The 20,994-nt window shown below is 49.8% G+C and carries 17 protein-coding genes; all 17 read right to left on the bottom strand.

Annotation, left to right across the window (positions count from 1 at the left end):
• Window positions 1–328: 328 nt before the first annotated feature.
• The 17 genes from DWZ61_RS14880 to fabD all read right to left on the bottom strand — a co-directional run bounded on the left by DWZ61_RS14880 (window position 329) and on the right by fabD (window position 20,947).
• Window positions 329–835 carry a CvpA family protein gene (locus DWZ61_RS14880; RefSeq protein WP_118505653.1) on the bottom strand — a complete coding sequence of 169 codons (507 nt, stop codon included), beginning with the start codon at window positions 833–835 and terminating at the stop codon, window positions 329–331.
• A 12-nt stretch (window positions 836–847) separates the two neighbouring features.
• Window positions 848–2,047 carry a DUF5711 family protein gene (locus tag DWZ61_RS14875; protein ID WP_118539426.1) on the bottom strand — a complete coding sequence of 400 codons (1,200 nt, stop codon included), beginning with the start codon at window positions 2,045–2,047 and terminating at the stop codon, window positions 848–850.
• Window positions 2,048–2,173: 126 nt separating this feature from the next.
• A complete protein-coding gene (locus tag DWZ61_RS14870; protein WP_182427115.1) occupies window positions 2,174–3,466 on the bottom strand; it encodes a LysM peptidoglycan-binding domain-containing protein in 1,293 nt (430 codons plus the stop codon).
• A 137-nt stretch (window positions 3,467–3,603) separates the two neighbouring features.
• Window positions 3,604–4,659: an aldose epimerase family protein gene (locus tag DWZ61_RS14865; RefSeq protein WP_118539422.1), complete on the bottom strand. Its 1,056-nt coding sequence runs from the start codon at window positions 4,657–4,659 to the stop codon at window positions 3,604–3,606.
• A gap of 46 nt (window positions 4,660–4,705) precedes the next feature.
• Complete coding sequence (gene recR, locus DWZ61_RS14860) at window positions 4,706–5,302, bottom strand: recombination mediator RecR (RefSeq protein WP_117466360.1); 597 nt, start codon at window positions 5,300–5,302, stop codon at window positions 4,706–4,708.
• Window positions 5,302–5,646, bottom strand: coding sequence for a YbaB/EbfC family nucleoid-associated protein (locus tag DWZ61_RS14855; protein WP_022152832.1), 345 nt, complete (start codon window positions 5,644–5,646; stop codon window positions 5,302–5,304). The genes recR and DWZ61_RS14855 overlap by 1 nt, the downstream gene beginning before the upstream one ends.
• Window positions 5,647–5,817: 171 nt before the next feature.
• Window positions 5,818–7,401 (bottom strand): DNA polymerase III subunit gamma/tau, encoded by a 1,584-nt coding sequence (gene dnaX, locus DWZ61_RS14850; RefSeq protein WP_118539420.1) that lies wholly within the window; start codon window positions 7,399–7,401, stop codon window positions 5,818–5,820.
• Window positions 7,402–7,487: 86 nt separating this feature from the next.
• The gene (locus tag DWZ61_RS14845) at window positions 7,488–8,561 is read right to left on the bottom strand and encodes an ATP-dependent 6-phosphofructokinase (RefSeq protein ID WP_117466362.1); all 1,074 of its coding nucleotides are present in this window, start codon (window positions 8,559–8,561) and stop codon (window positions 7,488–7,490) included.
• A 216-nt stretch (window positions 8,562–8,777) separates the two neighbouring features.
• Entirely contained in the window at window positions 8,778–12,644 is a 3,867-nt protein-coding gene (locus DWZ61_RS14840) for an Ig-like domain repeat protein (RefSeq protein WP_118539418.1), read from the bottom strand.
• A 248-nt stretch (window positions 12,645–12,892) separates the two neighbouring features.
• Window positions 12,893–13,342, bottom strand: a complete 450-nt coding sequence (locus DWZ61_RS14835; protein ID WP_118539416.1) for a MarR family transcriptional regulator — start codon at window positions 13,340–13,342, stop codon at window positions 12,893–12,895.
• Window positions 13,343–13,435: 93 nt separating this feature from the next.
• On the bottom strand, window positions 13,436–14,524 hold the full coding sequence (locus DWZ61_RS14830) for a beta-ketoacyl-ACP synthase III (RefSeq protein ID WP_118539414.1): 1,089 nt from the start codon (window positions 14,522–14,524) through the stop codon (window positions 13,436–13,438).
• On the bottom strand, window positions 14,521–15,582 hold the full coding sequence (locus tag DWZ61_RS14825; protein ID WP_118539412.1) for a nitronate monooxygenase family protein: 1,062 nt from the start codon (window positions 15,580–15,582) through the stop codon (window positions 14,521–14,523). The genes DWZ61_RS14830 and DWZ61_RS14825 overlap by 4 nt, the downstream gene beginning before the upstream one ends.
• Before the next feature lie 24 nt (window positions 15,583–15,606).
• Window positions 15,607–17,262, bottom strand: a complete 1,656-nt coding sequence (gene accD / locus DWZ61_RS14820; protein ID WP_118539410.1) for an acetyl-CoA carboxylase, carboxyltransferase subunit beta — start codon at window positions 17,260–17,262, stop codon at window positions 15,607–15,609.
• A gap of 73 nt (window positions 17,263–17,335) precedes the next feature.
• Window positions 17,336–17,764, bottom strand: a complete 429-nt coding sequence (fabZ, locus tag DWZ61_RS14815; protein ID WP_118504978.1) for a 3-hydroxyacyl-ACP dehydratase FabZ — start codon at window positions 17,762–17,764, stop codon at window positions 17,336–17,338.
• Between the two features lie 107 nt (window positions 17,765–17,871).
• Window positions 17,872–19,113, bottom strand: a complete 1,242-nt coding sequence (gene fabF, locus DWZ61_RS14810) for a beta-ketoacyl-ACP synthase II (protein ID WP_118539408.1) — start codon at window positions 19,111–19,113, stop codon at window positions 17,872–17,874.
• Window positions 19,114–19,211: 98 nt separating this feature from the next.
• Window positions 19,212–19,967, bottom strand: coding sequence for a 3-oxoacyl-[acyl-carrier-protein] reductase (gene fabG / locus DWZ61_RS14805; RefSeq protein WP_118539406.1), 756 nt, complete (start codon window positions 19,965–19,967; stop codon window positions 19,212–19,214).
• Complete coding sequence (gene fabD / locus DWZ61_RS14800; RefSeq protein ID WP_118539404.1) at window positions 19,961–20,947, bottom strand: ACP S-malonyltransferase; 987 nt, start codon at window positions 20,945–20,947, stop codon at window positions 19,961–19,963. The genes fabG and fabD overlap by 7 nt, the downstream gene beginning before the upstream one ends.
• Window positions 20,948–20,994 lie beyond the last annotated feature (47 nt).

The following is a 20,994-nucleotide window of genomic DNA, read 5'->3' as shown; positions in this document are numbered from 1 at the left end:
GCGGCAACTCTGATATCTTATCATAACCGCTTTCGTTTGTCAACAACTTTTTTTTGAAATCTTTTTCGTCTTGGAAAACTTTGTTTTTCCGTGACAGGTATTTATGTTAACATATCTGTCAGACTTTGTCAACAACTTTTTTGAAATCTTTTCAAGTTTCTTTCGAGCTGTTGTGTTGTCTCGGCATTGCCTCAACAACGAATCTGAGTATATCATCCGCTAGTGTACTTGTCAACACTATTTTTCGAATTTTTTGCACAAATTATCCCCTGCTACGTCAATTCCGCATAAACAGGGGATTTTTGCCATGTTTCTATTCTGTTTTTTACTATTTTACAAAGAACGGAAGCTTTTGTCCGAGCTGTTCCACCAGATATGCCAGATAGTTATTTTCATACAAACATGTAAGTATTCTGCTGTCTCTGGTATAATCTACGATCACCTGGCCCAGGGTTCCCAGGTCTCTGAAGATATTAAATGCGTATATTGTCCAAACAATTAGAACAGTTTCTAAGATTCCAACCACAATACCTAGTAATTTGTCCAGGCTATGTACTATAGGTAGTTTCACGATCATCTTTGCCGAGAAAAATACGATATTAAGAAGATGATGCACCAAACCGATTGCCGCCAGCAACAGTATTGTCAGGATCACATTGAATATCTTTCCATCAAAGTAACTGCTCAGACCATTCCCGATCAGGAACAGCACCACACAGGTAATCAGCAGGGAGATCAGAGAGATCAGAGATTTTACCATTCCCTTCTTGTAGCCGTCCATCACCATGCAGATCAATACTACTGCCATGATGACCAGTAATAAATTCAGATTCATTGGTATACTCCTTTATTTTAACTGTATCGTATCTATTGTACTATCTGTCACCAGATAATATTTGTAGGAACCTCCTGCAGGAAGCAGAAGCCGAGCACTCTTACCGAAGCTGCCATGGTATTTTTCCACACCGTCCGTTGTAAAGATCTGGCACTCCGATTCGTTGTAGATCACCATGTCATCATCCCCGAAGAAAATATCCGTATAATCCACATCAAAATAGTAGCTGCCCACCTTTGCTGCCGAAGTATTGTACACATCCATGCGGTACTTGGTCTCCGCCTGGTCCGAAAGGAATACCAGTCCTACATATTTATCACTGTAGAAAATCGACTGGATCTCGTCGTCATATAGGTATTCTCCCGCCGTCACAGGCTTCTGGGTACCCGAATAGATCATAAGGCGGCTGTCTCCTACTGCAAACGCTGTATCATTATTCATAAACTGCACTTTGGGCACGACCAGGTCGGAATAAGAATATGCGCTGACCATATAATCGCTCTGATTCTCGCCCACCGGTCCGAAATTGTAAAATGTCACATTACTTTTTACCACGCCTGCATCCACATACAGGTAACTGATCGCCAGAAGCTCTCCGTCCGGTGAAAGGCTGATGGATACCGGATACCCTCCGTCCGTCATATGTGCCTGTCCCGTATAGCTGTTGGTCCCGTCCGCTTCGTAAGTCATGATCCAGGCTACATCCGTATCTGCCAGCACCGCTGTCACTCTTCCCGTTTCCGCTACTGTGATATTTCGGATCGGCATGGTCGTTGTAATAGTTCCCAGTTGCTTGTCCGTATTCTGCACGTAGATCTCACGGCCGTTATAACTGCCGATAGCTGCCACATCGCCACAAGTAGCGATCTTCACATCCTGGATCACATAAGTCTGATTCCACTTTACATTTCCCTTGGCATCCGTACAGTGAGCGCCGTCTTTACTATATGTAAGAATACTGTTTTTCAACCGTATGTCTGTGGCATCCGATGAGACCTCCCGGCTAATGGAAGATACGGTGTCATATCCCGTATAGATATGTCTCTTTGCCTGTACCACCACAAGAGCAAGTGCCGCTCCCAAAGCCGCCACCACCAACAGCACCCGGTACACGATTTTCAGCCGGTGTTTACGGATCTTTTTCTTATAGTCATCCTGACTCTTTTGCCGCTTTTCTTTTTCCTTCAGATAATTCTTGATATCTGCTGCCATGTATCTGTTTCCTTATGTATTATCGTAACTATTAAGAATCGCATTCGCAAAATTACTGCGGCGCAGTCTGCTTTTTGCTCATGTAGTTACAGTATAACACACTTCCCCTTTTTGAAAATAAGTTTTTTACGGGAGAAGGATTTCCTGACCGATCTTGATATCATCCGGGTCAGTGATACCATTCAGGGAACAGATCTCAGATACCTTACTGTTGCTGCCGTAGTTCCGCAGAGAAATACCGATCAGTGTGTCCCCTCTCTGGATAGTATAATGTGTGGGTTGAGCAACCGCCTCCACTGTAGGAGTCTCTGCCACTGCAGATTCTGCCGTCTGTGTCACATCCTGTATTGTTTCCTGTGTCGTGTTCTGTTCTGTTGCCTCCGTCACATCTGTCGTATTTTTTGTGACATTGCCGTCCGCAGATGTTCCATCCGCTACACTGCCCGTATTTTCTTCCGTCGGATCTACAGCACTGTTTCCCGTTCCATCCATTGATGCATTTTCCGTGCCTTCCGGCATCACTGTCTCTGCTGCAGTCCCAGTAGTATTTCCCGCCGCAGCATTTTCCTGTCGCAGAGCATCCTCCAGCTTGTCCTCCGCCACCAGCGTGCTGATCTGGCTCTGTTCCTCCACCGCATCCGGCAGTTTCTGCTCCATCAGGTTGCTCATGGCCTGCCTGGCTGTCTCCCCCAGGGATTCTCCGGTGCTTTCCTGCCGCATCAATGCCAATGCCATCACGCAGAGCAGAACAAAGACACCGGCAGCCGCCATTTTCATCCGACGCAGTCCGGTCGTTGGCATGGGTATAATATTATCTGGTTCCCTGCGTCTGTTCTCTACCGCTCTGCGATATTCCACAGGCGCATTCTCCGTATGTCCGGCGGCACGGAAGGCATTTCCGCTCTCCTGTCTCTGTCTACGTTCCTCCTGCCGTTTCTTCACCACTTCGTATTTTTCCTGATCCACCTTCTCCGGTGCCGCCTCTTCGCCCCGGTTCTCCAGCATATATGCCAGCATACTGTCATTCTTCTCATAGAACTGCGCATACCCCGACACATAACGGCAGATCTCCTGTTCGCAGATCTGGAAGCCTTCCACCATCTCGCCATTCAGTATCTGGTAGCCTAAAAAGGTCATTTCCGAAAAATACTTTCTCCGCAGCTTCTCAATCTCCTGTTCCTGCGCCTGGGACAGGTGCCGCACCGGCTTCTGCAGGAAATTCAGCTTTGCGGAGCCATAGGCGAATAGATATGCCACACCGTCCTCTGCTGTCTTCCTGCCGTATAATGCTATGGCAATATCCTTGTTCTGTGCCATTCCATTCATTTGTTTTATGTAAGATACCACATAATCTTCCACATAGATTCTGCAGTGCTTGTCCGCCTCTCCGATCTGCGTTATGTTCTTCGGTAATTCCATACAAAAAACACCTCCCATGCCGTTTCTATCAGTTATCACTAACTATAGCATCCGCACAGGAGGTATTTTAGCGTTCTTTGTCGCACCTCTTCAAAAACAGTTCGACAAAGTTTGCACCATATTCTATGTATTCTTAGCTATGCTTCAAACTTATATACGGTAACAGAATCGTATTCTCTGCCGTTCTCCCCGCCAAATACATAGGAGGGGAAATTCTCATGATGAATGGTATCCGGGAAATACTGGGTCTCCAATGCAAAACCGCAGCGGTTGCCGTAGGTCACCCCATCTTTTCCGGGCTGTACATCAATAAAATTGCCTGCATAAAACTGCACTCCTGGCAGGGTGGTGTATGCCTTCATTACTCTGCCGCTCTTCGGGCCTTTTACTGTGGCAATATGCCGTAATGTACCGTCATCGTTCCATCCATCGATCACGAAATTATGGTCATAGCCTCCGGTCAGGAGTAACTGCTCATAATCTTCCCGGATGTCTCTGCCGATCTTCTTGGGCTGTGTAAAATCCATGGGTGTGCCTGCTACCGCACGAATCTCACCGGTAGGGATCGATCCTGCTGCCACCGGAGTAAAGTGCGAGGCTCTCAGCCACAGTTCATGCTCTTCAATGCTGCCTGCACCGTGACCGTCCAGATTGAAATAGGAATGGTTGGTCAGGTTGATAATGGTCTTCTTGTCACTGGAAGCATGGTAATGCAGAGTCAGCTCATTCTCTTCACTCAGAGAGTAGGTTACGGATACCTTCTTATTGCCTGGAAATCCCAGCTGCCCATCCTCATCCTCCAGAGAAAATGTCACGCTGTTCTCTCCTATCTCCGCATCCCAGAGTCTCTTATGGAATCCCAGTTGCTTATGGGTATGTAAATTGTTGACACCGTCATTTTTATCCAGCTGATAAGTAACGCCATCCAGCGTATACTCTGCACCGCCGGTACGGTTCGCACAGGGGCCGATCACCGTGCCGAAAAAGCTGTCGTTGCCGTAATAGCTCTCACCATTGTCAAATCCCAGCACCAGGTCGTCCGCCTTGCCCGCGGCATCCGGTACCAGTACGCGCACCAGAGTAGCGCCCAGATCTGTCACCGCTGCCTTCATACCCTTACTATTACTCAGGGTATACAGCGAGATCTCTTTCCCTTCCGGGCTTTTCCCAAATAAACTTTTTGTTACTGCCATTGTCTTTCCCTCCCACTTTTATCCATTTTTATTTCATGCATACTGTCTATAATTCCACTCTGCCCTCTAAAGCGCGGAGTAATGTTACCTCATCAATATATTCCAGATCTCCTCCTACAGGGACACCACTGGCAATTCTGGTCACCTTGATTCCTGTGGGCTTGATAAGCTTGCTGATATACATTGCCGTGGTCTCACCTTCCAGGCTGGAATTGGTTGCGATAATGACCTCCTCCACATCACCCTGCAGACGTTCCATCAGTTCCTTCAGCTTGATGTCACCGGGTCCCACACCCAGCATCGGGGAAATGGCACCATGCAGTACATGGTAAACGCCCTCATATTTGCCGGTCTTCTCATAAGCCGCCAGATCTCTGGTGTTCTCCACCACCATAATGGTACGATGATCCCGTCTGGGATTCGCACACACCGGGCAGAGTTCCTTATCCGTCAGAGTATAGCATTCCTTGCAATAGCGGACATTGGCTCTGGCTTCGATCATGACGTTTGCCAGTCTGTCCACACGGTCCTTCGGCATATTGATCAGGTGAAAAGCCAGTCGTTGTGCGGACTTACTGCCAATCCCCGGAAGGGCTGCCAGTTCTTCTATTAATTTATTGATCTGTCCGCTGTAGAGTTCCATTAGAAAGGAAATCCTCCTAATCCTCCGGTCATTTTGCCCATAAGTTCTGCATTGGCTTCATCCGCCTTGCGCAGTGCTTCGTTGGCTGCTGCCACGATAGCATCCTGCAGAGTCTCGATATCCTCGGGATCCACGATCTCCTCTGCCAGCTTGATGGATGTGATCTCTTTTTTACCGTTGATGGTCACTTCCACAGCTCCGCCACCTGCGGATGCGGAGAACTCCTTGGTCTCCAGTTCCTTCTGTCCTTCTTCCATCTGACGCTGCATTCTCTGTGCCTGCTTCATCAGATTATTCATATTTCCGGGCATTGCGCCTCCGGGAAATCCACCTCTTTTTGCCATGTTGCTGTTTCCTCCATATTATTTATAATTGATTTCTCCGTGCTGCGCACTTTCGAAATCATAACATATATTCGCATTTCGGACTATTGTCCTACGTGCTCATATATGGTTGAGTTATTATTCTATCTTACCTTATCTGCAAGTCTGCCGCAATCCCAAATTCACGCAGGATCACTCTTCCTCATCGATCTCCATGTTGATGACCTTACTGAGATCCACATAGTTGTCTTCGAATTCTCTGCTGCTTTCCACCGTCTGGATCGTCACTTCAATCTCTTTGCTGGAAAAATCGGACAACAGCATTTCCAGTTGCTGCTTGTTCTGTTCGTGGGCTTCCCCCTTAAAATAATCGGAAGCCAGTCCGTCCTCCAACACCACCATGAGCTTGTTGTCTCCACCCAGACTTAATCGGGCGTTTTTCAGATACATCTTCATGGGGTTCTCTGCATTTCCCACGATGGCCGGCCATTTCCGTACGATCTCCTGGATATCCCCGGGAACCGCCTTCGGCAACTGTGGCTTCGGCTTTGCCACACCGGCCTGCGGCACTCCCTGTGCTCCGGGAGCTCCGGCAGGCATCTGGGCCGCCGTGACTACAATACCGTTCTCGACCTTTTCCTCCACCTGGCGAATACGATCCAGGACAGCTTCCTGATCCGTCTCCATCTCCGGCTTACACAGCTTGATCAGCGCGATCTCTACCAGGATACGCTTCTGCGCCGCATAGCGGATCTGTCCGGACAGTTCGGAGAAAATATGAATATAGCGGATGATCTGGTCCATGGACAGCATGGAAGCTTCTTCCTTCAGATTCGCCAGATTGTCCGTAGACATGTCTATGACATCCTCCAGATTATCCGCTGTCTGTACCAACATCAGATTCCGCAGATACCAGGTAAAGTCCGTGACAAACTGTACCAGCTCCCTGCCCTGCATGGCGATCTCTTCCAACAGTTCAATGCAGCCTAACACATTCCGGTCCATGACGAAGCGCAGCAACCTGCTGAACACTTCCGTATCCACTGCCCCCAGCACATCCAGGGTCATATCGTAGGTCAGTTCTTTGCCCAGATGGAAGGCAATACACTGATCCAACAGGCTCAAGGCATCTCGCATAGAACCGTCCGCTACTTTTGCAATGTAGCGCAGAGCTCTGTCCTCCACCTGTACCTGCTCCGTGTCCATCAGTTCCTTCATACGATCCGTGATGGTATCAATGGAGATTCGTTTAAAATCATATCTCTGGCAGCGGGACAGGATCGTAATGGGGATCTTGTGCACCTCTGTGGTCGCCAGAATAAAAATAACATAAGAGGGCGGCTCTTCCAGCGTTTTTAACAATGCGTTGAAAGCTCCGGGGGAGAGCATATGCACCTCGTCGATGATGTAGACCTTGTATTTTCCCTCCGCAGGGGAATAGGATACCTCGTCGATGATCTCACGGATATTGTCCACACCGTTGTTGGAAGCCGCATCGATCTCGATGACATTCATGCTGGCTCCCGCTGCGATTGCCTTACAAATACGGCATTCCCCACAGGGGCCGTCCTCTGTGGGGTGTTCGCAGTTCACTGTTTTCGCAAAAATCTTGGCCACCGTGGTCTTACCGGTACCTCTCGTTCCGGTGAACAGATACGCATGGCCGATCCGGTTCGCCCGCAGCTGATTCTTCAATGTCGTCACGATATGATCCTGACCCTTGACATCGGAAAAAGCGTCCGGGCGGAATTTCCGGTATAGTGCTGTATATGACATGTTTTTTCTCTCTTCCTTGTAACTATTCAGAGCCATCAAATATTAGCAGATGCTTGGCGAAAATAATTACTCATTAATTTTCTGTCTTAATCGCCGAAGCAGATGCCCAGCAGCTTCGCTTCCTGTACGATGGTAGCATCGGGATCCACGGTCTTTAACTTGCCCGCTACATCCTCTAACGGAACCCTTACGATCTCACGGTTCTTGTAACCTACCATGAATCCATACTGATTATCCAGGATCAGCTTGCCTGCCTCGGAGCCCAGACGGCTGGCGAATACTCTGTCATAAGGGCAGGGGCTTCCGCCTCTCTGCATATGGCCGGGTACGGTGACACGTACTTCTCTGCCGGTCTTCTCCTGGATCTGTGCAGCCACTTCGTAAGATACGGAAGGGAACGGATATTTTTCCATCTTTTTCTTGTAGTCTTTTTTGGTCAGGGCAGCATCTTCCCTGGAAATCGCACCCTCAGCCACGGCGATAATGGTAAAACGGCAGCCCTTTTTGTCCCTGTCTTCGATCTTCTCGATCACCTTATCGATATCATAAGGGATCTCCGGGAGCAGGATGATGTCCGCACCGCCTGCCATTCCGGCATTCAGGGTCAGCCACCCTACTTTATGTCCCATAACTTCCACGATAAATACTCTGCCGTGGGAAGCTGCTGTGGTATGGATGCAGTCGATGGCATCCGTTGCAATATCCACCGCACTCTGGAAACCGAAGGTCATATCGGTGCCCCACAGGTCATTGTCGATGGTCTTGGGCAGGGTCACGATATTCAGTCCTTCCTTGCGCAACAGGTTCGCAGTCTTGTGGGTGCCATTACCACCGAGAATTACCAGGCAGTCCAGCTGCAGCTTATAATAATTCTGCTTCATGGCTTCGACTTTATTCAGTCCGTTGGGATCCGGATCCTGGATCGTCTTGAAGGGGGTACGGGAGGTTCCCAGGATCGTGCCGCCCTTGGTAAGGATGCCGGAGAAATCCTTGTCTGTCAGCATGCGGAAATTACCGTAAATCAGTCCTCTGTAGCCATCGAGGAAGCCATAGATCTCGACCTCTTCCTTACTGTTCGCCAGGGTCTTCACCACACCTCTCATGGCAGCATTTAATGCCTGGCAGTCACCACCGCTCGTCAACATTCCGATTCTCTTCATCGTAGGATCCTCCGTTTTCTATATTTCATTATTTTCTCTTGCGTTTGCTGTAACTATGCAAAACTGTCTTCGTTCTGCCAATACTTATTTCTATTTTAATACATTTATTTTCATCTGAAAATAGTTTGTTGTAATTTCCGGCAGATTTCTCCCCTATGGCAAAACAAACCTCAGAAGCACCGGGCCTCTGAGGTTCGCTTATCATCTTATCATACGTTATTTGAATTTAAACTTTCCTTTGATCATGGTCACGTAGACAGCTGCGCCGCCACCGCCGACCACTACGGCTCCGGCTGCTGCCGCTGCCGCCACGCGGCCTGCGTTCGTTCCCTTACCGGAGGTCTCCGTTATCTGCTCTGTGCCGGATTCCTGAGAGTCGGAAGTCTGGGCGGTCATGGAATCTATCCGCTCCTCCTGCGGTGCTTCTCCACTCGATTCCTGCGTGTCCTGTGCCTCCCCGGAGGGCTTTGCCGCATCTTCCTTACGGTTTTCGTCCGCAGCGGGTGTTGTCGGGGGCACGGGAATTACAGAAGGCTTTACCACACCGGGTGTGGCAGGCGTTGCCGTGGCTGCGGGAGGTGTTGCCGCGCCCGTGGCCTTCTGGTCCGTATTGGACGCCTGACTGCTGTCATCATCGTCATCGTCGTTACTGGCAGCAGGCTTCTTCGGTGCGATCTCATAACCGCAGATCGTACAGATCTCCGCCCGTTCTGTGGTGGCCGCGCCACCGGATGCATGCTTTTCCGTATTGCTGGTGATTCCACAGACACCACACTTATGCCAGTGTCCGGTCATATCGGACAGATATCCTTCTGCCCAGCTATGATCCGTCTTCGGAAGAACGATCTCTGTCGCTGTTATGCTCTTGCTTCCGTCTGCGGATGCAAAATACAGTCCGCAGACGTCGCAGGTCCAGTATTCGATGCTGCCCTCTGCCTGACAGGTGGGTTCCACCCGGTCGTGGCGGTTCAGCGGGCCGTGACCGGAGTTCCATGTCTTCGATACGGCGGGGCTTGCGTTATAATCATCGGTTTCCGCATAGCGGATCTGTGCAGTCACCTTCCCGTTGTGACCGACTCCGGTGGATTTGGTCTGCCCCCAGTCCGTTCCATCAAATCTGAACTCCACGTCAGTGCGATCTGTGGTGATCTGCGCCGCCAGATCGTTGCCGCTGACGGTAAAGGTCATGTCAAAGGCATCCGGATCCGGGGTATCCTCGCGGTCTGCTTTTGCGGTACGGGTGATAGTTATGCCAAACACAATATCATTATAATTTTTTGACCGTAACTGAACACTTACTATCGCATGCTCGCCAATATCATCCATGGTGTTTTCACCCAGAGTGAATAGCAATTTTCCCTCGGAATATTTGATGTCGGGATCTGCCGCCAAAACGTTCATGGAATTATCCAACATGATAACTTCCATCGTTGTCTCTCCCAGATCCTCGGGCAACCCCGGTATCTGCACCGCCTTCTCTCCTTTGGCCGCCCAACTGTATTTGAGATCCAAGTCTTGAATCTTCGGAGCAATTGCTTTACTGATTTCCAATTTTACCTGTGCCGTCAGCGTCTGATAGTATTCCGGATGCTCCGTAGGAATAAACGTTGCCGTGTAGGTCTCACTATCGCCAACATAAGGAACCTTGTCATCATCGCTCTGGATCTGCCAAGTTCCGTCGATGGGCTCGGTTCCCAGTTTTGCCGTCAGTCTTGTCACTTTGAGTTCTCTCAGCTTATTGCCATAGGCTCCTCTGGCGATGCCATCACCCTCTGCCGCAAGTGCTGCCGGGGCGATGTCAACGATCAGATTCTTCGTCTTCTCAGAGAAGAAAGAATTGTCATTTCCTTTGTAGACGAGGGTAAACGTGGTCTTACCTGCAGTCCGCGCCTTGTAAGTTGCGATGCCGTTTTGGATCTGCGCTGCGCTTACCACCGCAGTATCCCCGATCCGGATCTCAAAGCTACCATCCGTATCTTCCGCAGAGATGGTCTGTACGTCCGCCACAAAGTTTACCAGTGCCTTTACATTAAAAGTTATATCCTGTCCATAGGTGGGCGTAACGTCATCTGCTCTCTCAAACTGCAGACCGGTGGTGTACTTCACACCAACTGCATTATTTTCCCCAAGCGAAGGATAGTAGGCTATGCCATTCTCTTTGTCGTTGGCTTTCTTCGTCCAGATGGCCGGATCAAAGCCATTGTCTTTGAGTTCTTTGAAAAAGCTGGAAGAGGTCAGTTGCAGGGTAGAATGTCCCAAATCACAGTCATCTTTTACGTTACAAATATCTTTATTGAAATAACACTTCTCCGGGTTGGGATCACCACTATTTGATATTCCCGCAAGTTCTCCATTCCCTTTGACATTTCCTATGCTAATGCAATGGTCAATAGTTCCGCCCATACCACAGATTCCTGCCGCAGAATCCTTTCCCTGCACGTCTCCTTCAAAAAAGCACTGGGAAATCATAGTGTATTGTCCACCCACGCCGCTGATTCCGCCTACCATAGACCCTTTTACCGTTCCGGTAAAGGAGCAGCCATAAATTTCGCCCGCAGACAAATTTCCACAAATTCCTCCTGTTTCACAATAACTCGAAACAATGTCTCCGTTGGCAGCCAACAGCATTACCTTACCGCTTTCGCTGAGCTGGTTTTGCGTGTAGCCAATCTGGGCAAACAAACCAGAACTATAAACATCATTTTCTTTTGTCATATCCACATGGCTTATCGTATGTCCGTCTCCACTGAATTTTCCTATGTATGGAGTTCCGGGATCTCCAATAGATCTGAGTTCCACTCGGCTCACATCAATATTGTTTTTTAATACATAGTTTTCGTTACAGTTTGCCGTATCCTGCCCGATGGCTGCGAATTCCTCCGCCGTGGTGATCAGGGTATAGATATCCCAGTCGTCGCCATTCGCTGTAACATAGTTGTAAACCGGTACGGAAGCAGTCTTCGTCTCTCCGATCTCTGCCACCTTTTTCAGATTGATGTAAGTCCCTGGGGCTGTACCAAATCTACTTCCTGTACCTGTAGCCACTGCAGTGCTGGTATCGACACTGCCCTCTTTCCAGCTTGTAGAATCTAACCCCTCCGGAAGTGCACCGCAAAGCTGCCCTGCCGTTAGTGCTGTTCCAGCGTCAAAGCCTCCGGTAATTGCATCCATATTGTAATAACAATTTGAAATATGCCCCGTACTTTTAGAATCAGTGCTACCTACAATTCCGCCAAAAGATTCTCCCCCACTGACTTTCCCCAGATTTACACATGCAGTAATACTCGCAGACGCAGTGGTATCATCAAAGATGCCAAATATTCCACCACAGGCACTTTGATAAGCTTTATCTATAATCGTTATCTCACCGGTATTCAGGCAATTCTCAGCAATACCACCCATCCCGGCAATACCACCAACTCTCACTCGCCCTGTTACCTTACTGCTATTGTAACATTGCGAGACTTTACCAACCGAATATCCTCCAATCTTACCGCAAATACCGCCAACATCTGTTTTGCCGTTTATTGTATTTCCAATACTCCGACAGTTCTCAATATTTATTCCTTCTGCGTATCCCACGATAGCCCCAACAAAGTTTATTCCACAAATAACAGAATCTTTAACCGTAATATTTTTTATGGCACTATCAACATTAAATTTTATGCATTCTCCAAACAAGCCGACACGATCTAATTCACCACTTATCTGCATTCCCGTCACAGTATGGTTATTGCCGTTAAAATTCCCTTTAAAAGGATTACTATGGTTTCCTATTGGTGTCCATTCCTTATTAGCCAAATCAATATCCGCAGTCAACACAATGTATTTATACAAATAAGCCTCTCCTTCATTCACAGTTTTTGCAAAATACGCAAGCTGTGCCGCTGTCTCGATTTGAAATGGATTATCCTGTGTCCCATCTCCCTCGGCAAACCCACCTGCAATCGTTTTACCATCCCAGGTATCTACTGTTTCCCCCTCCGCTCTCGCACTCACCGGCACAGCGATCCACGCCAGTGCCGCCAGTGCCAGCAGGGCCAGTCTCATCTTCATGCTCCATGCTTTTGTATTTTTCTTCATAACCCTCATGCCTTTCTATATCCTGCAAAATTTCAAATATTTCCCAACCCTTTGCAGATGTAAAATCCAATTTTGTTTTTATACTACCCGTATCATTTATTATACCGAAAAATCAATAGTAACGTCAATATTTTCCATACGATTCGTCTCATATTTTTATAAAATTTTGTCAAACAAGTGCGCCCACCGCAAAATCGAGCAGGCTGGCTCATCGTAAGCACAAAAAAGGAGCCACCGGATCTCTCCGGTCACTCCTCGTTGCCTTCTCTGAAAAATATATCCAGTTTTCCAAGACATTTGATCAATGTCTGCATTTCTTCCTCGTCCAGATCCCGAATGATCGTATGGATCATTTTCCTGTGGAAATCTCTATGATGGAAAAAGGCTTTCCGTCCCTTCTCTGTCAGGGTCACCAGCACCACACGTTTGTCCTGTGTGCTGCGGTTACGCTCCAGGTAGCCTTTTTTCGAAAGGCCGTTCATATTCGTGGTCAGGGTTCCCACGGTGACGTGAAGTTCCCCCGCGATCCGGGACATACTCTTTGGTTCCTCGATGCCGATAGCCTCCAGAATGTGCATATCATTATTCGTAATATCCTTGAATTCTTCTGTTATGACCGCCTTTGCCTCTGCATCCATCACGTTATGGAACAGGTTCACCAGCAGTTCATTCAGCACCCGGTTGTTGCTCTTCTCCATAGTGTCCTCTACGATATCTGAAACATCTCTGTCGTATGTCCGAGATTTTTCGAAGCAGTCTTCCTGCGCTCCGAATCATTTTCAGTATATCGTCTACCAGGTCATCACGCAAGCCCCAATCGTAAGTCCGGCGCCGAATCCCGCCAGAACGATACGATCGCCGCGGTGCAGCTTTCCCTGCTTGTACAGTTCATCCAGAAGCACCGGAATGGAAGCTGAGGACAGATTGCCTACCCTCTCCAGATTTGTAGGAAATTTTTCACGATCCGCATGAAGGCGTTTCGCCACTGCATCAATGATACGTGCGTTGGCCTGATGTAATACGAACAGGTCAATATCCGGCACAACAAGTCCGGCATCTGCCAATGCTTCCTCGATACACTGCGGCACCCGTCTGGTAGCGAACCGGTACACTTCCTGTCCATCCATCTGAATATAAGGTTCTCTGTCATCCGTCTGCTGTTTTTGATCCGTTTTTGCCGCTGAAGTCCTTGCATATGGGGTTGTCAGTTCTCTCGCTCCGCATTGCAGGACTCCGCCACCGGTGCCGTCGGAGTGCAGTGCCCGGCCCAGAATTCCTGCTACCGGTATCCGTTTCTCCTCCGCCGTCTCCTGCATCCCTTTCTCTGTCTCCGGCAAAGCGTTACTGTATTCCACCGCCCGAGACTCCGTCCTGCATCGCTCCACAACTACCGCCCCGGCGCCGTCTCCGAACAGAATACAGCTGCCCCGGTCCTTCCAATCCACCAGTTTAGACAGTACCTCACTGCCGATGACCAGCGCATTTTCCGCAAGTCCCGTCCGCAGATAGGCATCCGCGGTATTCAGTGCAAACAAAAATCCGGAACAGGCCGCATTCACATCAAAAGCCAGTGCATTCACTGCGCCGATGTCCGCCTGCACCTGACAGGCGCAACAGGGCAGATACTGCTCCGGAGAGCAGGTTGCCACCAGAATCAGGTCGATCTCTTCCGCTCTTTTTCCTGCCTGTTCGAGTGCTTTACGGGCAGCTTCTGACGCAAGTGTCACAACCGTTTCGCCAACTGACACATGTCGTTCCGCAATACCGGTTCTCTCCCGGATCCATTCATCCGAGGTTTCCACCAGCTGTTCCAATTCTTTATTTGTAACGATCCTTCCCGGAAGTGCACTTCCGGTTCCGGTGATTCTTATGGTTCTCACGCCATTTCCTCCATGATATCCACTGTTCTTTCTATTTTCTGCGCCCGCCAGGCATTGCTGCCGCAGAACAGCAGTCCGTTATCCACATCTCCCATTGCCGCATTGATCAATGCTCTGGTGATGCAATACGGTGCTGTCTTCGGATCGCAGGTCTTAATGCAATGTCTGCATCCGGTCATAAACCGTTCCCCGGCCGCCACCTTTTCCAGAAAAGCATTCTGTATAGCTCTGCCCGGCATTCCCACCGGGCTTTTCACAATGACAATGTCTTCTTTCTGCGCCCGGAGATACTCCTGCTTGTACGCCTCCGCCGCATCACATTCCTCTGTGGTCACGAAACGGGTTCCCATCTGTACCCCTGCAGCCCCCAGGGACAGGCAATGCTCCAGATCCCTCCGGTCATAAATACCGCCTGCAGCGATCAGTGGAATTTCCAGTTCTGCTGCCTGCCGGATCATTGCCGTAAGTTCTCTCTCATAGTTCTCCGGTGTGTAAGCATCCAGTTCTTCCCGCTTAAAGCCCAGATGTCCTCCTGCCAACGGTCCCTCTGCCACGAGAAAGTCCGGCTTTCTGTCGTATTTTTTCATCCAGTATTTCGTGACGACCGACAGGGCACGGGGGCTCGACACGATCGGAGCCAGCATCGTCCGGTGGCTGCGCCCGGGCATTCCGTTTTCCGTCTCTGCCACGACTCCGGGCAGATCCAGCGGCAGTCCCGCACCGGAGATAATGCAGTCGGTACCTGCCAGCACTGCTGCCCTGACATAATCCTCGTAACGCTGCGTTGCCACCATGATGTTGACACCGACGATACCGCCTCTTGCGGTCTGTCTTGCTTTTTCTATTTCTTTTCCGATAGTACGCAGATTACAGGCGATGGGATCTCTGTCAAAATCCGGCTCCCGGAAACCGATCTGGGCAGTAGAAATGATGCCGATCCCACCGGCAGCTGCCACTGCTCCGGCCAGCCCGGACAGACTGATTCCCACACCCATGCCTCCCTGGATCACGGGAATATCTGCATGTAATTCCCCCAGGATCATTTTTCCGTGCTTCATCCCACATCACCTCTCGTTACCGCTTTAATACTTGCGGAACCTTTCATAACGTTCCTCTGCGATCTGTTCACCGGTCATGCCGGTGTATTTTTGCAGAAATTCCTTGATATGTTCCTTGAGATAACCGCCGATGGCTTCCACGGTACTCTGGTCTGCTCCGCCGTATTCCGGTACGATCCGCTCAATGACACCAAGCCGTTTCAGATCTTCCGAAGTGATGTTCATGACTTCACTGGCTTCTCTGGCTCTGTCGGCATCCTTCCATAATATAGAAGCAAAGCCTTCGGGAGACAGGATCGAGTATGTGGCATTTTCCATCATCCATACCTCATTGCCTACCGCCGTAGCCAATGCTCCGCCGCTGCCGCCTTCTCCGATGAGAATGCACAATACCGGCACCTTTAAAGCTGACATCTCCAGCAGATTCCGGGCAATGGCTTCGCCCTGGCCTCTCTCCTCTGCCTCCACGCCACAGAAGGCTCCCGGCGTATTCACAAAGCTGATAATGGGTCTGTTGAATTTCTCCGCCTGTTTCATCAGGCGCAGTGCCTTACGATATCCCTCCGGCATGGGCATACCGTAATTGCGTCTGGCACACTCCGCAAAATCCTTGCCCTTCACATCTGCCAGCACTGTCACCGGCTGCCCGTCCAGGAATGCCACTGCACCTACCAGTGCTTTATCATCCCCATAATAACGGTCTCCGTGAGCCTCCACTACATAATCGAAAATGTAGGGAATATAATCGGTCGCTGCCGGCCTGTCCACTCTCCGGACGGTCTTGACCTTTTCCCATGCCGTTCTGGGGAGTGTCAGGAATGACCGCTCCTTCACAATCTCCGTAGGTTCAAAATGGAAGTCAATATTTTTCTTAAAATCCGCATAATTCCCCTCACTGCACCGATGCGTCGTGATCAGGAAATATAAGGTCTTCTTCAGATTCTCCCGGCGGACGATACCGTCCACAAAACCATGCTCCTGCAAAAATTCCGCTGTCTGGAAGCCATCAGGGAGGCGCTGTCCCAGAGTCTGCTTAATAACTCTCGGTCCTGCGAAGCCGATCAAGGCTCCCGGTTCCGCCATGATCACATCTCCCAGCATAGCAAAACTGGCCGTTACACCACCTGTGGTGGGATCTGTCAAGATCGTCGCATAGAGAAGTCCTGCTTCTCCATGCCGTTTGATCGCTGCGGAGGTTTTTGCCATCTGCATCAGTGACACGATTCCCTCCTGCATTCTCGCACCGCCGGAACAGCAGAACAAAAATACCGGTAGTTTCCGTTCCGTAGCTTTCTCTATAGCCCGGGTGACTTTCTCGCCGACCACATGACCCATACTGCCCATCATAAATTTGGATTCGCAGATGCCGATCACAGCCTTTTCCCCGTAGATCTCGCATTCACCTACGGTCACAGCTTCTTTTACGCCGGATTTTTCCCTGGCCTCCGACAGCTTTTCTTCATAGCCCTCATATTTCAATGGATTGCTCTCTTCTATCTCCTCGAACCAGGGCTGAAAGCTTTTCCGGTCTGCCACCATGCGGATCCGGTTGTGGGTCTTCACCCGGAAATAATAACCACACTCATAGCAGACATATTTATTTTTCGCTGCCCGGTCTCTGTTTATCATTTTCTTACATTTCGGGCATTTGATCTCTGTTTCTGTATCTACACTTCCCATACCTGCACCTCTTATTCTGCGTCACTTTTATCTCTCTGTCCCGCTCATAAAAAATCACTTCCGCAGATTATTCTTATTTTAACGCAAAGGTAAGCTCTGCTTTCGCCGCCAGTTTTCCGTTTACCTTGGCGATCGCTTCCCCGACACCCACCGGTCCCTTACTGCGGATAATGGTGGTCTCCAGCTCCAAGGTGTCTCCGGGGCGCACCATCTGTTTGAATTTTGCCTTGTCGATCCCTGCAAAATAAGCGGTCTTGCCACGATGCTCCGGCAGAGACAGAATTGCTACAGCCCCTGTCTGTGCCAGTGCTTCCATGATCAACACGCCCGGCATCACCGGATTCCCCGGAAAATGCCCGGCAAAATACGGTTCGTTAAAGGTCACATTTTTGCGTCCCACTGCCCGAACACCGGGCTCCAGCTCCTCGATAGTATCGATCAGCAGAAAGGGATGTCTGTGGGGCAAAATCTCCATGATTTCCTGGGTGTTATAAACTGACATTGTTCCTCCGTTCCGCGAATGCTGTCGTATCAACTACTTCCTCGCATTCTGCAATCGTCCTCGTTGATGCTCTGCCTTCTATCCTGTGTCTTGAACATCTGCTGCGGTTATTCTGTGTACTTCTTCAACAACAGACTCGCATTATGTCCGCCGAAGCCCAACGAATTGGTCAATGCATAGGGCACCTCTTCTTTGTAGCTGTCCCGGCAGTAATTCAGATCAAGTTCCTCCTCCGTCTCACGCAGTCCCACGGTGCGGTGGATATAGCCTTCCTGAATTTCTTTTACGCAGGTGACAAACTCCACTGCACCTGCTGCTCCTAAAAGATGTCCCACCATGGATTTGGTGGAATTGATCTTCAGGTCATATGCATGTTCTCCAAATGCCAGCTTGATCGCTCTGGTCTCGAACAGGTCATTATGATGGGTGCTGGTTCCATGGGCATTGATATAGGTAAGCTCTTCCGGTGCCACCCCGCCGTCTTTTAAGGCATTCAGCATGGCGGTGGCTGCTCCGCTGCCATCCTCCGCAGGGGATGTAATATGATAAGCATCCGAAGAACAGCCGTAGCCGGTCAGTTCCGCATAGATCTTCGCCCCGCGCCTCTTTGCATGCTCCAGCTCTTCCAGTACCACGATAGCGGAACCCTCTCCCATGACGAAGCCGTTTCTCTCCTTGTCAAAAGGAATGGATGCCCGTTCCGGATCCTCACTAAATGACAGCGCTGTCAGTGCTGAAAATCCGGCAATTCCGATGGGGGTAATGGAGCTTTCCGTTCCTCCCGCTATCATTACATCCGCATCACCGTACTGGATCGTACGGTATGCTTCTCCGATGGAATGTGTACCGGTTGCGCAGGCAGTAACCACATTCAGGCTCTTGCCCTTCAGCCCATAGGCAATGCTGACATTGCCTGCTGCCATATTAGAGATCATCAGAGGCACCAGCATGGGGCCTACCCTGCCGGGGCCTTTTTCCTTCAGGCGGTCATATTCCCGCTCCATGGCCTGTAAACTTCCGATACCGCTTCCCACACTGCAGCCCACCATATAAGGATCTTCCTGTTCCATGTCGAGACCAGCATCCGAGATGGCCTGTCCGGCAGCCGCCACAGCAAACTGGCAGAACTGCTCCATTCTGCGGGCGGATTTTTTGTCCATATATTGTGCGGGATCAAAATCCTTCACTTCCGCCGCCAGCTTACAACGGTAATCCGCAGTATCAAAATAGGTGATAGGACCGAATCCGGTCTTGCCCTCTTTGATACCATTCCAGAATTCCTCTACGCTGTTTCCAATCGGAGTGATAGCTCCCATGCCTGTTACTACAACTCTTCTATTTTTACCCATACGTGATATACTCCCTCGCATCCTGACTTATTTTCTATCCTGCTGTACTGTTAGCGGACATATTTTCTATTCTGCTTTCCTGTTGCCGGAGGTATTTTTTACATTGCCATACCGCCGTCCACGCACAGCACCTGGCCGGTAATATAGTCCGAGGCATCTCCTGCCAGGAACAGAACCGCCTGTGCAACATCCTCCGGTCTTCCCATTTTCTTAAGCGGGATCTGTCCAACCGCATTATCCTGTACCGCCTCCGGAAGCTTATCTGTCATATCTGTCCGGATAAATCCGGGTGCCACGGCATTCACACAGACATTCCTGGATGCCAGTTCTCTCGCTACACTTTTCGTCAGACCGATCAGTCCCGCTTTGGAGGCAGAATAATTAGCCTGCCCTGCATTTCCGGCGATGCCACTGACAGAAGAGATATTGATGATTTTCCCATATCTCTGCTTCATAAAGGTCTTCGTCAGATGCCGGATCATGTGAAATGCGCCTTTCAGGTTCGTATCCAGGACTGCATTGAATTCTTCTTCCGTCATCCGCACGATCAGATTGTCCCGTGTGATCCCGGCGTTATTGACAAGGATGTCAACTCTGCCGTATTTCTCTGTTACTGCCTTTACAAAGGCTTCACTCTCTGTAAAATCTGCAACATTGCATTTCACAGCCTCCGCCATGCCGCCTTGGCTTCGGATGTCCTCCGCCACTGCTTCCGCCGCCTCTGCAGAGCCGTTATAATTAATGATCACCGTGGCTCCTTCTGCTGCCAGTGCCTGTGCCACTGCTTTTCCGATGCCTCGTGAGGCCCCTGTGACAATAGCAACTCGTCCTGTCAGACTTTTTCCTGTCAACATGCCAGCTCCTCCATCACCCGGTCCAGATCCTCCGGTTTCTCGATATTGTATACTTTGACATTTCTGTCAATTTTCCGTACGAAGCTGCTGAGTGTCTTCCCCGGACCGATCTCTATGAAAGTATCCACACCATCTGCGATCATCCGCTCTACGCTCTGAGTGAAATGAACGGGACTGGATACCTGTTGTTTCAGCAGTTCCGCAACCTGTGACGCATCTGTCACATAATCCGCTGTAACGTTGGACACATAAGGAATCCAAGGGGTTGACAGCTTGACGCTTTTCAATTCTTCTGCCAGCTGTTCTCCTGCATTTTTTAACAGGGCTGAATGGAACGGTCCGCTGACCTTTAAGGGTACACAGCGTTTTGCGCCTGCTTCCTTCAGCGCTTCCGATGCTGCCTCTACTGCATCTGCCTCCCCGGTGATCACGATCTGTCCCGGGCAATTATAATTTGCTACGGAGACGACTTTACCGGTTTCTTTTGCTGTCCGTTCGCAGATTGCTGCCACAGCATCTCCGTCCAGTCCCAATACTGCTGTCATGGCTCCGCCTTCCGGATAGGCCTCCTGCATATAGATACCACGCATCCGGATGATACGGAACAGATCCGGCAGCTCCATCACACCGGCTGCAGCCAGTGCCCCATATTCTCCAAGGCTTAATCCTGCTGCCATCTCTGCTTTCAGACCCTTTGCCTCCAATACTTTCAGAATAGCCACTTCCATGGTCAGCATGGCGATCTGCGTATATTCTGTAATGTTGATATAAGGATTTTCCTCAAAAGTCAGCTGCTCCATAGAGTACGGATGTCCACTATCCGCCTGTGCTTCCCGCTTATCCTGCCAATACAGATTCTGGAGCACCTTGTCTGCCAGCTTCCATACCGCCTGTGCTTCCGGGTAAGTATCATAGAACTCCTTGCCCATTCCTATGTACTGGGAGCCCTGTCCCGGGAATAAATATGCGATCCTGCTCATTTTGTCCTCTCCTAATTACTATGTGATGCTATTGTTCTCCTCGGTTA

The organism is Clostridium sp. AF34-10BH (assembly GCF_003478095.1).
Taxonomy (GTDB): domain Bacteria; phylum Bacillota; class Clostridia; order Lachnospirales; family Lachnospiraceae; genus Acetatifactor; species Acetatifactor acetigignens.
The sequence above is the reverse complement of the archived record's forward strand: the minus strand, read 5'-3'. Positions and strand labels throughout refer to the sequence as shown.

What these genes read in the sequence shown, in the direction of transcription:
- DWZ61_RS14880 (WP_118505653.1), bottom strand. Translation starts at nt 835, where the DNA reads ATGAATCTGAATTTATTACTGGTCATCATGGCAGTAGTATTGATCTGC.
- DWZ61_RS14875 (WP_118539426.1), bottom strand. Translation starts at nt 2,047, where the DNA reads ATGGCAGCAGATATCAAGAATTATCTGAAGGAAAAAGAAAAGCGGCAA.
- DWZ61_RS14870 (WP_182427115.1), bottom strand. Translation starts at nt 3,466, where the DNA reads ATGGAATTACCGAAGAACATAACGCAGATCGGAGAGGCGGACAAGCAC.
- DWZ61_RS14865 (WP_118539422.1), bottom strand. Translation starts at nt 4,659, where the DNA reads ATGGCAGTAACAAAAAGTTTATTTGGGAAAAGCCCGGAAGGGAAAGAG.
- recR (WP_117466360.1), bottom strand. Translation starts at nt 5,302, where the DNA reads ATGGAACTCTACAGCGGACAGATCAATAAATTAATAGAAGAACTGGCA.
- DWZ61_RS14855 (WP_022152832.1), bottom strand. Translation starts at nt 5,646, where the DNA reads ATGGCAAAAAGAGGTGGATTTCCCGGAGGCGCAATGCCCGGAAATATG.
- dnaX (WP_118539420.1), bottom strand. Translation starts at nt 7,401, where the DNA reads ATGTCATATACAGCACTATACCGGAAATTCCGCCCGGACGCTTTTTCC.
- DWZ61_RS14845 (WP_117466362.1), bottom strand. Translation starts at nt 8,561, where the DNA reads ATGAAGAGAATCGGAATGTTGACGAGCGGTGGTGACTGCCAGGCATTA.
- DWZ61_RS14840 (WP_118539418.1), bottom strand. Translation starts at nt 12,644, where the DNA reads ATGAAGAAAAATACAAAAGCATGGAGCATGAAGATGAGACTGGCCCTG.
- DWZ61_RS14835 (WP_118539416.1), bottom strand. Translation starts at nt 13,342, where the DNA reads ATGGAGAAGAGCAACAACCGGGTGCTGAATGAACTGCTGGTGAACCTG.
- DWZ61_RS14825 (WP_118539412.1), bottom strand. Translation starts at nt 15,582, where the DNA reads ATGAAGCACGGAAAAATGATCCTGGGGGAATTACATGCAGATATTCCC.
- accD (WP_118539410.1), bottom strand. Translation starts at nt 17,262, where the DNA reads ATGGGAAGTGTAGATACAGAAACAGAGATCAAATGCCCGAAATGTAAG.
- fabZ (WP_118504978.1), bottom strand. Translation starts at nt 17,764, where the DNA reads ATGTCAGTTTATAACACCCAGGAAATCATGGAGATTTTGCCCCACAGA.
- fabF (WP_118539408.1), bottom strand. Translation starts at nt 19,113, where the DNA reads ATGGGTAAAAATAGAAGAGTTGTAGTAACAGGCATGGGAGCTATCACT.
- fabG (WP_118539406.1), bottom strand. Translation starts at nt 19,967, where the DNA reads ATGTTGACAGGAAAAAGTCTGACAGGACGAGTTGCTATTGTCACAGGG.
- fabD (WP_118539404.1), bottom strand. Translation starts at nt 20,947, where the DNA reads ATGAGCAGGATCGCATATTTATTCCCGGGACAGGGCTCCCAGTACATA.